Below are 14,634 nucleotides of genomic sequence, written 5' to 3' on the forward strand. Positions count from 1 at the left end.
CCATATTTGCGAAAAGCCATTATTTCAGAGATGGCAGGGTGCTGCTCAACAGAATTTTTGGTTCTGAGGGCTGAAAAAACAGAACCCAAATGGCTGCAAGAATGGCTTTTAACTCCTGATGTAACGCATCAAATAGAGTCAGGATGCGAGGGAGCCAAAATGCCTCGTGCAGATTGGTGGCATATCGGTTCAATTGAAGTTGTATACCCAGATCAGCCTGAGCAAGCGCAAATACTAACCACCCTCGACCGCGAAACCGCCCGCATTGATGCGCTTATCGAGAAGAAAACCCGCTTTATCGAGCTACTGAAGGAAAAGCGCCAGGCGCTGATTACCCATGCTGTCACCAAGGGACTAGACCGCAACGCCAAGATGAAGGACTCGGGCATTGAGTGGATTGGGCAGGTGCCAGAGGAGTGGTTAAATAGGAAGGTTTTTCATGCTTTCCAAGCCATTGGGAGTGGAACAACGCCACCGTCAAAGGAGCATGAATGGTATCAGGGAGGAACCATTCCGTGGATAACAACAAGTGAGCTTAGAGAAAACACCGTCGTTAAAACAAAGAAGTGTGTTACCTCAGATGCCATGCAGAAATTCTCAGCCTTGAAAATTTTTCCCGCTGGTTCATTAGCTATTGCCATGTATGGTGCAACAATTGGTCGCCTAGGGTTTCTTGGAATCCCAGCAACAACCAACCAAGCTTGCTGTGTGCTGTCTGGTGAACGCGATTTGAATATCCAGTTTTTGTATTACTGGTTGATGGCATTCAGAGCCGATATCGTGGCTTTCTTCTCTGAGGGCGGGGGCCAGCCGAATATCAACCAAGAGGTGATAGCCAGCCTTAGGGTGCCATCCCCAGCCCCTGATGAACAAGCCACCATTGTCGCCACCCTCGACCGCGAAACCGCCCGCATTGATGCTCTGATTAGCAAGGCGGAACAAAGTATCACCCTGCTCAAAGAACGCCGCGCCGCCTTTATCACCGCCGCTGTCACCGGCCAGATTGATTTGCGAGGAAAACAATAAATGCAATCAGCAGCACATCAGGAAAAACACTTCCAGCAATACATCATCGACCGGTTGGTAGATCAGGGCTGGAAGCTGGGTGATTCCAAGTTCTACGACACCGAGCGGGCGGTGTACCCCGAAGACCTGGAAAGCTGGCTCAAAACCAGCGGCCAGCAGGAAAAATGGGACAAGCTGGAACGGCTCAACGGTGCCAAAACCCTTGAAGTGCTGATGGATCGCTTGGATAAAGCACTGGAGAAACAAGGCACCATGCAGGTGTTGCGCCAGGGTTTTTCCATTGCCGGTTGCGGCCTGATCGAGATGACCGAGGCCGCACCGGAAGACAAGCGCAATGCAGCAGTCATTGAGCGCTACCAGGCCAATATCCTGCGCGTGGTGCCGGAGCTGAAGTATCACCCGGCCCGTGAATTTGCCATTGATCTGGTGCTGTTTATCAACGGTCTGCCGGTGGCAACCGTCGAACTGAAGACCGACTTCACCCAGTCCTGCGAAGCGGCCATGGATCAGTACCGCAATAATCGCCTGCCATATGACGCCAAGACCAAACGCAGGGAACCGCTGCTGACCTTCAAGCGTGGGGCGGTGGTACATTTCGCCATGTCCGACTCTGAAATCATGATGGCGACCAAGCTGGATGGAGAAAACACCTTCTTTCTGCCGTTCAATAAGGGGCGCAAGGACGAAAGCGGCACGGTACATGCGGGTAACCCGCCAGGTGAGATTAAGGCCGATGGTACCCAGGAATACCCGGTAGCCTACTTCTGGGAGGCGGTCTGCCAGCCGGATGCCTGGCTGCGGATTTTCCATAGCTTTGTCTACGTCGAGAAAAAGGACGTGGTGGATATTCAGGGCAACTGGTCGAAGAAAGAAACCCTGATTTTCCCGCGCTTTCACCAATGGACGGCAGTGAACCAGATACTGGCCGATGCCCGCGAAAACGGCGCAGGCATGACCTACCTGTGTGACCACAGCGCCGGTTCCGGCAAGACCAGTACCATTTCCTGGACGGCTCATGACTTGGTGAAACTGCGCGAAGATAACGGCGACGCGGTATTTAACAGCGTGATCATTGTCACCGACCGTAATGTGCTGGACGGCCAGCTTCAGGACGCGGTGAAGCAGATTGACCATCAGTTTGGGGTGATCGCCGCCATTGACCGGCAGAAGTCATCCAAGTCCAAGAGCAAGCAGCTCTCGGAGGCCTTGTTGTCTGGCACGCCGATTGTGGTGGTAACGATCCAGACCTTCCCCTACGCGATGGAAGCTATCATCACTGACAAGGCCCTGAAAGGGAAAAACTTTGCTGTGATCATTGATGAGGCGCATAACTCGCAGACAGGCTCTACCGCTGCTAAGCTGCAAGCCGCGCTGGGGATGAGCGGACAAGGCAAGATGTCCACCATGACGGTGGATGAACTGCTGGAGCAACTGCAAAAGTCCCGCGCCCGCCCGGACAATATCAGCTACTTCGCCTTTACCGGCACGCCCAAGCACTCCACTTTGATGCTGTTCGGTCGCCCGACAGATCCAAGCCAACCGGCCTCAGACGATAACCCGCCGCAAGCCTTCCACCTGTACACCATGCGCCAGGCCATTGAGGAGAAATTCATTCTCGATGTGTTGAACGGCTATGTGCCCTACAAAACGGCCTTCAACCTTTCCAAGCAGCTTGAAGACAGCAAGCGGGTAAGCGGCAAGGCCGCCAAACGCGCCCTGGCACAGTGGATGTCATTGCACCCCACCAATGTGACCCAGAAGGTACAGTTTATCGTTGAGCACTTCACCAAGAACGTCGCCCACCGGCTGGATGGCAAGGCCAAGGCGATGGTCGTGACCAGCTCCCGTGCCGCTGCAATTCGCTACAAGAAGGCGTTTGACCGCTATATCGAGCAGCACAGCGAGTACGGCTTTATTCATTCACTGGTGGCCTTCTCCGGCAAGATGACCGGTAAGCAGGTGATGCACCAGGATGACAGCGAGTTCAAGGATGATGTGTTTATCGTCGATGAGAACGAGGAGTTCACCGAGCAGAGCATGAACCCGGATGTCCACGGGCAGGATTTGCGCTTTGCCTTTGACCGCCCGGAATACCGGGTGATGTTGGTGGCCGACAAATTCCAGACCGGCTTTGACCAGCCCAAACTGGTCGCCATGTATGTGGACAAGAAAATCGCCAACCATGTGGAGATTGTGCAGACCTTCGCCCGCCTGAACCGGACGGCACCTGGGAAAGATGAGGTCTTTATCATCGACTTCGTGAACGACCCGGAGAACGTGCGCAAGGCCTTTGCCACCTATGACAGGGGCGCTCACATCGGCGAAGTGCAAGACCTCAATGTGGTCTACGAGATCAAGGAGCGACTGGACGAGCACGGCCTGTACGACGAGAAGGACTTGGCCGCGTTCAAAGAAGCCCGCTTCAAGACCATACGCGACATCACCCATACTAAATCGCCACAGCACAAGGCGCTGTATGCCGCTACAGCTGGAGCGACGGCCTTGTATAACGATAAGATGAAAATGTTGCGCGATGGCATGGCAACCTGGGAAGCAGCGTTTGAGAAGGCCCGCGCCAAGGGTGATGAGGCGGGCATGAAGTCTGCCGATCACCACCAGGATGAGTATGCCGAGCAAATCAAGGCGCTGATGGGCTTCAAGTCGGACTTGGGGCGCTTCTGCCGTACCTATTCCTATATCGCCCAACTGATTGATTTTGGCGACCCGGAGTTGGAAAACTTTGCCGCTTTCGCCAAGCTGCTGCAAAAGCGCCTTCAGCACGAAGCACCGGAAACCGTGGACTTGACAGGCCTGGTGCTTACTGGCTTTGACATCAATGCTCGACCCGATGACGTAGAAGACGAAGGCAAAACCCTGGTATTGCAACCAGCAGGTGCAGGCGGTGGTGGCGCGGCAGGCGACAAGCCGAAATTCGTCAAAGAGATTATCGAGAGGCTCAACAGCCTGTTTGGTGAGGCGACGCCGATCCAGGATCAGGTGGCTTTCGTTAATCAGATTTCAGTGATTACCGGTGAAAGCGATGTCGTCATGGCTCAGGTGGAAAGCAACACCCGTGAGCAGGCTATGAAAGGCAACCTCCCCGGAGCTGTTCAGCAAGCGGTTGTTCGTGCTTTGTCCAGTCATCAGAAGCTGGCAACCCAGGTGCTCAAGTCTGACCGTCAGGGCATGACCGCATTGGTTGATATGGTGTATGACCTGCTGCGCGAAGGCAAAGACATCGACCTGGATATGGATTAAGCCTATGCTTGACTTGCTGAATCTGCCAGGCATCAAGCCGGTCGATATGCGCCACGAAAGCAAGTGCCTTGTGATAGTTGCTGAGCCGGCAACGGTCGAGGTGCCGTTATGTGGGGACTGCAACATCCCTATGCACAGACACGGTACGCGTAAAAACAAGTTCATGGACACGCCGTTGTACATGGAGCCCGTCCGCCTTGAAGTTCAGCGCCCGCGCTTTCGCTGTGAGTCGTGCGGAAAAATGTCCATGCCGGAGTTGAGTTTTCTGGATGATAAACGCCGAGCCACCAAACGGCTGATCGATGTTATTCGGCAACAGTGTCTGGGAACCACCTTCCATGCTTTAGCCGAGCAAACCGGTGTGGCGGTGAACACCGTCAAGAACATCGCTCACGATCTCATTGAGGAACTCTCCCAAACCGTTCGTTACGAAACCCCGGTCATCATGGGTATCGACGAAGTGAACCTGGCCGGCGGGTATCGCTGTGTAATCACCAATCTGGCAACCAACAACGTCTTTGATATGTTGGAGCATCGTACTCAAGAGCACCTGAAGCCCTTCTTCAAGGATTTGCCGGATGCTGACAAGGTGGAATGGGTCTGTACGGATATGTGGCGACCCTTCAAGCGTTCCTTTGCTCAGTATCTGCCCAACGCCAAACTGGTGATCGACAAGTTCCATGTCGTCAAGATGGCCTCTGAAGCCCTGGAAGCGGAGCGCAAGAACTATCAGGCACAGTTAAGCAAAGAAGATCGGATTTATGTCAAAAAGTCCATTCGCTGGCTCACCCTGAAGCGGCCCGGCAACCTGACGCCCGCGGAGCAAAAGGCGCTGGAGGTTGTAAAGCAGGCGATCCCAGAACTTGCCGTGGCCTATGACTTCAAGGAAGCCTTCTTCTGCATCTACGACGAACCCGACAAACAGAGCGCTCAGAACGCCTTTGAGGCTTGGGAGAATAGCCTGCCGCCTTATGGCATGGAGCCTTTCAAAAAACTGGTGAAAACGGTACACAACCATTACGACGACATCTTTGCCTACTGGGATGCGCCGTTCTCAATCACCAATGGCTATACCGAAGGGCTCAACGGCTTGATCAAGATGTCCAACCGGTTAGGTCGGGGTTACAGCTATGACATCATCCGTGCAAAGACGTTGTACTCCAAAGAAGCCCGCAAGGTCGGCAGTGGTATTCGAGCAGGACGAGGCAAGGTCGAGTATGGGCCGCACATTCCGACATTGTTGAAGCAGACAGAAGGTGGAGAGTTGGATTAACGCGAGAGAGGGCGCGTCTGAGAATCCAACCAATGTTAGATTCTCGCAGGGTGGTGAAAAACAGAAAAATCCAACCAGAAGCAGCTTTTTGTCCGACTAAGAGTCAAGGGTTAGAATGGATGAATTCCAACCCTAGAATGCAAATAGCCTTAAAAATTCAGCCCTTGGGGATTTCTCATCCTATTAGCCACGATTTACTGCGGGTGGCCAAGCAGGCATTGCAGGATGTGATTGAGTCAAATCAACAATTATTCAAACGCTTAGATACTGACCGCTTCTTCTACTGCGTGCGCCCCTATTACAAACCCTATCGCGTCGGTTCTGTGGTATATCGCGGGGCGAATGCCGGCGACTTTGCCGGGATTAACGTGATCGATTTAACTCTAGGCCTATGTTTTGCCAACGAATCGGCCTATTCGCAAATGCTGGTGGATAAGTTTTTATACATGATGCCAGAGGATCAGCAAATCCTGCGGGAGTGTATGCGCCGCCCCAATTTGATGGATGACTTTTTACAATCAAAGTCCAGTGTGCAGCAGAATTGGTATCAGGAAAATCTCAAGCTGTTTATCGAAGTCTGTGAATTACATGGTGAAACCGCCATTCAACACCACAATGAGTTGGTAACTAAATACATTGCCGAGCCTTCAGTGAATATGGAGCAGCAACATTTAGCCAAGGTCACCGCCAGCGGCCCACCATTGCACGTACTGCTCGGCTCCCTCGAGCGCTTAAGGGATAGACGCGCCGCGGTGTTGCGACACGATATTCGCACCCGTTATCACGATCTGAAAAAACTCAAAGACAGTTTAAGGTAAGGCCATGCTGCTAAATGTAAAACAGGACTTTTGCCTCGCAGGCCCAGGCTATCTGCTCAATCATTCCGTGGGGCGGCCACTTAAATCGACCGAGCAAGCGTTTAAGCAGGCATTTTTTGCGCCTTGGCAGGAGTCTGGCCGCGAGCCTTGGGGGCAATGGTTAGGGGTGATAGATAATTTCACCGTAGCTTTGGCACAGCTGTTCAAAGGTCAGCCACAGGATTTTTGTCCGCAAGTGAACCTATCGAGCGCCTTGACTAAAATTGTTATGTCCCTCGATAGATTAACCCGTGATGGCGCTGTGGTGCTGATGAGCGAAATTGATTTTCCCAGCATGGGGTTTGCTCTTAAAAAGGCATTGCCCGCAAATTGCGAATTGCGCTTTATTCCCAAGGGATTAGATGTCACCGACCCCAATGTGTGGGACGCGCATATCTGCGCCGATGTGGATTTAGTCTTTGTTAGCCATGCCTATTCGAATACCGGTCAGCAGGCGCCATTGGCGCAGATTATGTCCCTTGCCCGTGAGCGTGGCTGTTTGAGCCTGGTGGACGTGGCACAGTCGGCTGGGATTTTGCCGCTGGATTTAGCCAAGCTACAGCCAGATTTTATGATTGGTTCGAGTGTGAAATGGTTATGCTCAGGCCCAGGGGCTGCGTATCTGTGGGTGAATCCTGCCATCTTACCCGAATGTCAGCCGCAGGATGTGGGTTGGTTTAGCCATGAAAATCCCTTCGAATTTGATATCCATGATTTCCGCTATCACCCAACTGCGCTGCGGTTTTGGGGCGGTACGCCTTCTATCGCGCCCTATGCGATTGCTGCCCACAGCATTCAATATTTGGCCAATATTGGCTCGCAGGCGATGCGTGAACATAACTTGCAGTTGATGGAGTTGATCGTCCAAACATTAGATCGTGAGTTGGTATCCCCGCGTGAAGCCGATAAGCGCAGCGGTACGCTGATTTTGCAATTTGGCGAGCGCCAGGCGCCAATCATGGCGGCGTTGGCGAAGGCTAATATCAGTGTCGATGCCCGCAGTTTAGGTGTGCGTGTATCGCCGCATATCTATAACGATGAGGCCGATATCGTGAAGTTGCTGGAGGTGATAAAAGCCCATCGTTAACGGATTGAACTGGGCTTGCTCAGAACGGTTACGAATGGGGTGCGCTAAGGCGACCTAGTTGCACCCCTATGCCGATATAACATCCCTTAGCCTCACTGGTTGAGGCTAAGGTAATTTATGGGTGGCGAATGTGCTTAAATGCTGTAGTCATAGCGGCAGAACATCGACCGCGGGGTACGAAGCTCCGGATTGCTTGGGGTGATCGCCAAATCAGCGGGTAGCATCACGGCATCGACGATAAGCGAGCCGCCCATATCAACCAGTGTCAGTGGGATAGTAAACAGCAGCAATGGCGGAGCAGATATCGCGGATATCACCACACACTCCTCGCCATTATCGACGGCCGTTTGCACACTCGAAAAAGAGTGGCCCCAAGTTGAATCTGCTCCCATTCTCGATGTTACCGCAGCACATCCTGTGAGAGACCAGCACACGACTAACCAAGTCAACCAACGCATAACCACTCCATTGTTTATGTATGAAAAACCGCATAGCTTACATATGACCGATTTGCTTGATCACCTAATAGCACTTGTACTGTGGCAGCATAGCGGATTTCATAGGGCACAAATGTGCTCTGTTTCAATGGGTTGGCATTCTAACCAGATGATTTTCGTTGTCAATTATTCAGCAATATTAACGCTAAGGCTTAAATCCGCTTGCGGTTGAGGCGTTCAACAATCTGGCTGGCATTCAGATCATGGACGACGTTAATGACGGTTGAAGGTGCGTCGGTAATGGCGCCTATCACCACCAGAATGGGGATGGTTTCCATCGGTAACCCTAAGGTGGTGACGATAAAAATCTCTCCAAGGAAGGCGCCGCCCGGCACACCGCCAATGATGAAGGCGGACAGGACTGAGATGAGTATAGTCACCATAAACACATCGACCGTAAAATCTAAACCGAGCAGAGAGTAAATAAATACAATCTTCAACGCTGTGATAATGGATGCGCCGCCCTTATTTAAATTCACTAGCAGCGGCAGGCTGATATCGGCGATTTCGGGTTTTATCCCCATCTTCAGCGCCGCCCTTAAAGTGACAGGCAGGGTCGCGAGGGAGGAAGTGGTGCCTAATGCGGTCACTGCGGGTTCGAGGGCATGGCGCCAAAATTGTCTAATCCCGTGCATGCCGCCACCAAGCCAGGCATAAAAGGTCGAACCGACGGTGAGGTAGATAAAACAGGCTAGTAAAAATAATCCCACGGCGCGGGCAAAAGTCACCACAAGCTGTGGATCTTGACTCGCCATGGTGGAGGCAAAGTAGGTACCAAGGCCTACGGGGGCGGCAAGCATAATAATGCTGACTATCTTCATGATCACGGTATTAAAACTGTCGAGCAGTGCCGAGACTTTGCGGCCATCTTCCCCCGATTGACCTATGGCGATCCCGGCAATCACCGACATGATAATAAGCGCCAAGATATTGGATTTGGAGAGTAATCCAGAAAAGTCATTGGTGGTCAGCAGCGCCACAAAATCCATCTTCCCAGAGGTATCGCTAACGGTTTGATTAAGATCGAGCGTCACGCCTTGGGCTGGGTCAAACATCAGTGCCAGTAAGGTGATCCCGACGGCGGGAATAATCGCCATCAGAATCGAGACACCCATAATCGACACTAAAATCGCTCCAAGCTTTTTTAAGTCCGTCATGCGGGCTATCGACGAAGTCACGCTGATCGCCACTAAGGGCACGATAATCATAAACAACAGATTTAAAAAGATTTGCCCTAGGGGCTTAAGCTTGAGTGCCAAGGATGGCCAATAGATGCCGATCATGCCGCCAAGTAATAATGCGCTGAGTAGCACAATAGAGTCTTGATAGGGTTTGAGTTTTTGCCACATAGCTAAGCGCCTATTATTATTTTTATCATTGTTTCGGTGAGTCATTAGGAGCGCCCAAATGAGAGGAATCAATCATGCAGCATGGACATGCTCAAGCTAGCGAGTCATTCGCATAAGAGCAAGAAGGGATTGGAAATAAACTGTTTTTTGGCTAGTGCTTGGTTTGGGGTAATGGGTAACAAGGGTGCTTGAGTCTCTTCTTCATCTGATTTCGGACTATGCGGCTCTTGTTAACGCGATAGCTTCTGTTTAGGCGTATTAGCCACACGGCAAATGCGCGTCAGTAGAAAGGTGTATTTAACTAGGTCGACTCGTCTGTAGCGTTGTGCCACGCTCGTTTATTGATTAGCTTAACCACACTGGGTTGTATGCTAATACCCAAGGCCAAAATTACTATTTAATCAGGGATGAATAAAATGCTAAAAAAATGGATTGCGATACTGTTACCCGTTGCCGTATTAGGTTTGAGTGGCTGCGCATCGGTAAATGACACTGATACCGATTCGACGGTGGCAAGCAGCGCCGAGAAGAAAGTCACCAAAAAAGATTGCGATAAAGTCACGAGTACGGGTTCGCGCATTGGTCGTTGCAAATAATCAACTTGATCCTGCATGCATCAGCATAAAAAACGGTCCACTTAGGGACCGTTTTTTGTTTGTAACGCTTGCTCAACCCGCCTTAAGGGAAGGCTGACACAAGTGATTGATGCCTTTTAGCCTGTTATCACCAGCTTAGGTGATAATTGAGGGCAAAGGTGCGGCCACGGCCGTGGTAGTCGAACATAGACTCAGGACCGTAGGTCGGGCTGTAGAAGTACACCGCTCGTTGGCCCCACAGGGTGCTGTAGTCTTTATCGAGCAGGTTTTCGATGCCGTAGCTCAGGGTACCGACGGGTAAATCGATAGAGCCCAGTAAATCCAGCGTCGTGTAGCTATCAAGCTCACTCACTAGGTCATCGCTGGTTTTGAAGCGATAGTCGGATTCGGCGCTAAAACTGTGCTCAGCCTGTAAACGTATCTTCTGTGTCTCGCCGCGCCAGCCAATAAAGGCGGTGGCCTTAGAGGGCGAAGCATAAGTGACGGTTTCATCGATCCAATTATTCTCATCCTTCACTTCACTGCGTACCAGATGCAGGTTGGTGCCGACTTGCCAGTCGGAGGTGATATCAAAGTTCAGCTGTGCCTCTAGGCCATAGCTGCGCTTATCTTGGTCTTTGACATTGATGGTCAGATCTTTGCTGTTGACCTCAATGACCTTGTCAGACACGGCATAATAGACGCTGGCTTGCGCCTGCCAACGGTCTGCAAGATAGCGCCATCCCAGCTCCATGGAGTCGGTCTTGATCCCGTCAAGGCGGGTATCATTGATATTGATGCTATTTTGCAGCTGTAAGTAACCGTCGGCATCGGCCTTGTAGGTGCCGCGGCCATAGTATTTCGACAGATCTGGCAGTTCAAAGCCTTGGGAATAGGCAAGCCAGAGTTGTTGGTCTTGGCTCAACTTGGCCACCAAGCCAAGGTTCACTAAGCCTATGTTATAGTCGGTGCTGCCGCCTTTAATAGCATCGGCCCCCTTGGCCTTACCAGAGGCAATCGCTACCTGTTGGTTATAACCGATAAAATCATCAACGCTGTTTTCCATGTGCTGATAACGATAGCCTGCGTTTAGCACCAAGAAACTATTCATCTCCCAACTGCTTTGGACAAATGCGGCAATGGACTCGACCGTAAAGTCGACATAACGACCGGTAGTAAACAGCTCGCGCATCACTAAGCCGCCGTGTTGGTTGGCGGCATCGAGGTCGAAGCTCATTTGGTTCGAATCAAAACTTTCTTTATCCCAATCCAGTCCCCAAGTGAGCGTGAGGCTATCGACGGGTTTGGATTCAACGACCGCCTTCAAACCATAGATGCTGGTGTTTTGAGCCGATGCTGAGAAGTTGTAGACGCCACTGGTTTCATTGACGTAGGGGAACGGGTGAAAATCCAGATTCTCTTTGCGATAAAAGCCTTGCAAATACAGGGTTTGACCCAGAAACTCATCCTGTGAGTAGGACAGATTCAGCAAAGTGCGCTCGGTGGCGGGGCTGCGGTCAGCGTCCAATCCCTTACGGGTTTCCAGCACTGAGGCATCGCCAGTGACACCGGAGAAGTTCTCACCCATATACAGGCCATGTTCTTCGTCTGAACCATTGCGATAGTATTGCGCCATGGCGCTGAGGCGGGCGTCATTGGCAAGTTGCCAATCCATATTCGCCATCAAATCATAACCTTGGGTGTACTGCATTCCGGTTTGGGAAATATCCAGCATCACAGGATTGCCACTGCCATCAAACCACTGGCCGTTTTCCTGCCAAGCGGCGCTAAAGCGTCCCTTAAGTGAATCACTGCCTCCGGTAACCGCCAGCGCGGTGCGATAATCTAAATCATCACTGCTATTAAAGCCGGACTTAAATCCTGCTTCGGCTTCGAAGGTATCACTGCTGTCCGCCGCTTTTTTTGTGACGATATTAATGGCACCGCCCAGTGCGCCACCACCATAGATAGCCGACGCGCCAGCCAGCACCTCTATGCGGGCAATATTGAATGGATCGATACTGTCTAGCTGACGGCTAATGCTGCGGGAGGTGTTCATCGACACGCCATCGATTAAGACCACCATGGCGCGACCGCGAATATTTTGGCCAAAGTTGGTGCGCCCTTGGCTGGACACATCCATCGACGGCACTAAGGCAGCGAGCATTTCCTTAATCCCTTTGCCGCTATCGGTTTGCTCGCGAATGCTAGCTTCATCAATGATCCATACTGTGCTGGAGAGATCACTGATTTGGGTCGGTGAACGGGTGGCGGAGACCACCATACGCTCCATCTCGTTTTCAGTGGCTGCCGCCACATTAATAAGCCCCAGTTGGCAGATAACTGCGGCGGCGACTAGGCTCATCGGCCCCATAGACTTAGGCATAGCATTCTCCATCAAAAACAACAGGTACATGAGAAGCCAAAAGGACAGCACTGTGGTGCCATTTTCTCGCGACCCAGAAAGCGTTTTTAATGGTTTGAATTCAATGCGCTAACTGAATATGAATGGAGAGTATTCCGTGTTTGGCTTCAAAAAAGACGCGTTATTATAGTTGTAATCGAGAATCGTTCTTAATTGAATTTACAAAGCCTTTACTTTTTTACGCGTCCCAAATCACCAGTCGACAACAAATGGACAAATAACAACGAGAGGTCGGGATTTATGTGTGTAGAGGTGTCGAATATGCAGGGGAATACTTGGGAGTCGCAGAGCGATAGAAACAAAAAAGCCCCGACAGAAGACTGTCGGGGCTGTTAGATGTTGTGCAGCTAATCGATGCCGTTAGCCATTACAGGCTGTAGTACATCTCGAACTCTAATGGGTGAGTTGTACGGCTTACACGCTCAGCTTCTGCAGATTTCAGTGCAATGTAAGATTGGATGAAATCTTCGCTGAATACACCGCCGCGAGTTAAGAACTCGTGGTCAGCTTGCAGGTTCTCAAGTGCGTTTTCTAATGAAGTCGCTACTTGTGGGATTTCAGCCGCTTCTTCCGCTGGCAGATCGTACAAGTCTTTATCCATAGCTTCGCCTGGATGGATCTTGTTTTGGATACCGTCGATACCCGCCATCAGCAGCGCTGCGAAACCTAAGTATGGGTTTGCATGTGGATCTGGGAAGCGAGTTTCGATACGACGGCCTTTAGGGCTTGGTACCACTGGAATACGGATTGAAGCGCTGCGGTTACGTGCTGAGTAAGCTAACATCACTGGCGCTTCGAAGTGTGGTACTAAACGCTTGTAAGAGTTAGTGCTTGGGTTAGTGAAAGCGTTCAGTGCGCGAGCGTGCTTGATGATACCACCGATGTAGTACAGTGCAGTTTCACTTAAACCAGCGTATTTGTCGCCAGCGAACAGGTTCACACCGTCTTTAGACAGAGATTGGTGAACGTGCATGCCGCTACCGTTGTCGCCAACGATTGGCTTAGGCATGAAAGTCGCAGTCTTACCGTAGGCGTGAGCCATGTTGTGTACTACGTACTTCAGAATTTGGATTTCGTCCGCTTTCTTAGTCAGAGTGTTGAAGCGAGTTGCGATTTCGTTTTGACCCGCAGTCGCCACTTCATGGTGGTGAGCTTCAACTACTTGACCCATTTCTTCGAGCACTAAACACATAGCGCTACGTAAGTCTTGTGATGAGTCAACAGGCGCAACTGGGAAGTAACCGCCTTTCACGAATGGACGGTGACCAGTGTTACCACCTTCGTAGCTAGTGCCAGAGTTCCATGCCGCTTCTTTAGCGTCGATTTTCACGAAACAACCAGACATGTCAGTACCGAAACGTACGTCGTCGAACAGGAAGAATTCTGGTTCTGGACCAACTAATACAGTGTCAGCGATACCGGTAGAGCGTAAGTATTCTTCCGCTTTTTTCGCGATAGAACGTGGGTCGCGGTCATAACCAGTCATAGTGCCTGGCTCGAGAATGTCACAGCGGATCAGGGCAGTGGTTTCTTCGGTGAATGGGTCCAATACAAAGGTAGTTGGATCTGGCATCAGCACCATGTCAGATTCGTTAATGCCTTTCCAGCCAGCGATTGACGAACCGTCAAACATTTTGCCGTCTTCGAAGAAATCAGCGTCTACCTGATGAGCAGGGATAGATACGTGCTGCTCTTTACCTTTGGTGTCGGTAAAACGTAAATCAACAAACTTAACTTCTAATTCTTCAAGTTGCTTTAAAACTGATTCAACTGACATTCTCAAGTCTCCGGTAGGGTAAAGGGATGTCCCTTCTATAATCTTTTAACTCAAGTCGTGCTTGAGCCAAACTTACAAGCTATATAGCGATATCTATGCCAATAATTTAAGATATTGATATTTAATGGCTATATATTTTATTGCACAACAATTAACTTTCAGTTGCACAACATTGGTGCGTTTGTGTGTGGCATTTTGGTGCATTAATCCATTTTGGTGCGCACCGCCACGTCACTATTTTAGTGCACAGTATCCGAGTGCAATCTCGCCACGCCAATTACTCTCGATTGTAGTCGGCCCATTAAGGTCATGGGCAAACCGGCTATATGTATCAACCCAGGCTTTTGACAGCTTCGAAACTAAACAAAGCACAACGAATCTAGCACATTAGTGAGGCTTGATAACCGCCTTGGCTCACTATTTCAATAGCTTGCAATAATGTCACAAAACTGTGGCAATCTGAGCTGTTTTTCGAGGTGCGGCAATGGAATGGATTCTAAAATAATGTTT

At 50.8% G+C, this 14,634-nt stretch carries 9 protein-coding genes and 1 pseudogene; 6 read left to right on the plus strand and 4 right to left on the minus strand.

Features of this window, described 5'->3' with window-relative positions; genetic code table 11:
- From ACK5NH_RS04400 to ACK5NH_RS04420, 5 genes and pseudogenes are all read left to right on the plus strand, one after another.
- On the plus strand, positions 1-1,026 hold a 1,026-nt coding region (locus ACK5NH_RS04400), incomplete at its 5' end, for a restriction endonuclease subunit S (RefSeq protein WP_416917967.1).
- The gene (locus tag ACK5NH_RS04405) at positions 1,027-4,284 is read left to right on the plus strand and encodes a type I restriction endonuclease subunit R (RefSeq protein ID WP_416917968.1); all 3,258 of its coding nucleotides are present in this window, start codon (positions 1,027-1,029) and stop codon (positions 4,282-4,284) included.
- 4 nt (positions 4,285-4,288) lie between these two features.
- Positions 4,289-5,557 (plus strand): ISL3 family transposase, encoded by a 1,269-nt coding sequence (locus ACK5NH_RS04410; protein WP_416917969.1) that lies wholly within the window; start codon positions 4,289-4,291, stop codon positions 5,555-5,557.
- A gap of 149 nt (positions 5,558-5,706) precedes the next feature.
- Positions 5,707-6,375 (plus strand): annotated as a pseudogene (locus tag ACK5NH_RS04415) (monodechloroaminopyrrolnitrin synthase PrnB family protein); the annotation flags it as partial.
- Positions 6,376-6,379: 4 nt separating this feature from the next.
- Positions 6,380-7,501: an aminotransferase class V-fold PLP-dependent enzyme gene (locus tag ACK5NH_RS04420; protein ID WP_416917970.1), complete on the plus strand. Its 1,122-nt coding sequence runs from the start codon at positions 6,380-6,382 to the stop codon at positions 7,499-7,501.
- Positions 7,502-7,635: 134 nt separating this feature from the next.
- On the opposite strand, the gene ACK5NH_RS04425 is transcribed toward ACK5NH_RS04420, so the two are convergent.
- Both ACK5NH_RS04425 and ACK5NH_RS04430 read right to left on the minus strand, forming a co-directional pair.
- On the minus strand, positions 7,636-7,959 hold the full coding sequence (locus ACK5NH_RS04425; protein ID WP_416917971.1) for a YceK/YidQ family lipoprotein: 324 nt from the start codon (positions 7,957-7,959) through the stop codon (positions 7,636-7,638).
- Positions 7,960-8,150: 191 nt separating this feature from the next.
- Positions 8,151-9,347, minus strand: a complete 1,197-nt coding sequence (locus tag ACK5NH_RS04430) for a dicarboxylate/amino acid:cation symporter (protein ID WP_416917972.1) — start codon at positions 9,345-9,347, stop codon at positions 8,151-8,153.
- Between the two features lie 416 nt (positions 9,348-9,763).
- On the opposite strand from ACK5NH_RS04430, the gene ACK5NH_RS04435 reads away from it, so the two are divergent.
- Positions 9,764-9,943 carry a hypothetical protein gene (locus tag ACK5NH_RS04435; protein ID WP_166485339.1) on the plus strand — a complete coding sequence of 60 codons (180 nt, stop codon included), beginning with the start codon at positions 9,764-9,766 and terminating at the stop codon, positions 9,941-9,943.
- A 127-nt stretch (positions 9,944-10,070) separates the two neighbouring features.
- Here the strand turns inward: ACK5NH_RS04435 and ACK5NH_RS04440 are convergent, their stop codons facing one another.
- Together ACK5NH_RS04440 and glnA are read right to left on the minus strand one after the other, a co-directional pair.
- Positions 10,071-12,308, minus strand: coding sequence for a TonB-dependent receptor (locus ACK5NH_RS04440; RefSeq protein WP_416917973.1), 2,238 nt, complete (start codon positions 12,306-12,308; stop codon positions 10,071-10,073).
- A gap of 406 nt (positions 12,309-12,714) precedes the next feature.
- Positions 12,715-14,124, minus strand: coding sequence for a glutamate--ammonia ligase (gene glnA, locus ACK5NH_RS04445; protein WP_011715534.1), 1,410 nt, complete (start codon positions 14,122-14,124; stop codon positions 12,715-12,717).
- Between the last annotated feature and the right edge of the window lie 510 nt (positions 14,125-14,634).

The organism is Shewanella sp., from assembly GCF_047975355.1.
In the GTDB taxonomy this organism is placed as follows: Bacteria; Pseudomonadota; Gammaproteobacteria; order Enterobacterales; family Shewanellaceae; genus Shewanella.

Bases quoted from the DNA above. Each gene is read 5' to 3' on its own strand.
- ACK5NH_RS04425 (WP_416917971.1), bottom strand. From the start codon at position 7,959: ATGCGTTGGTTGACTTGGTTAGTCGTGTGCTGGTCTCTCACAGGATGT.
- ACK5NH_RS04435 (WP_166485339.1), top strand. From the start codon at position 9,764: ATGCTAAAAAAATGGATTGCGATACTGTTACCCGTTGCCGTATTAGGT.
- ACK5NH_RS04420 (WP_416917970.1), top strand. From the start codon at position 6,380: ATGCTGCTAAATGTAAAACAGGACTTTTGCCTCGCAGGCCCAGGCTAT.
- ACK5NH_RS04430 (WP_416917972.1), bottom strand. From the start codon at position 9,347: ATGTGGCAAAAACTCAAACCCTATCAAGACTCTATTGTGCTACTCAGC.
- glnA (WP_011715534.1), bottom strand. From the start codon at position 14,124: ATGTCAGTTGAATCAGTTTTAAAGCAACTTGAAGAATTAGAAGTTAAG.
- ACK5NH_RS04410 (WP_416917969.1), top strand. From the start codon at position 4,289: ATGCTTGACTTGCTGAATCTGCCAGGCATCAAGCCGGTCGATATGCGC.
- ACK5NH_RS04405 (WP_416917968.1), top strand. From the start codon at position 1,027: ATGCAATCAGCAGCACATCAGGAAAAACACTTCCAGCAATACATCATC.
- ACK5NH_RS04440 (WP_416917973.1), bottom strand. From the start codon at position 12,308: ATGCCTAAGTCTATGGGGCCGATGAGCCTAGTCGCCGCCGCAGTTATC.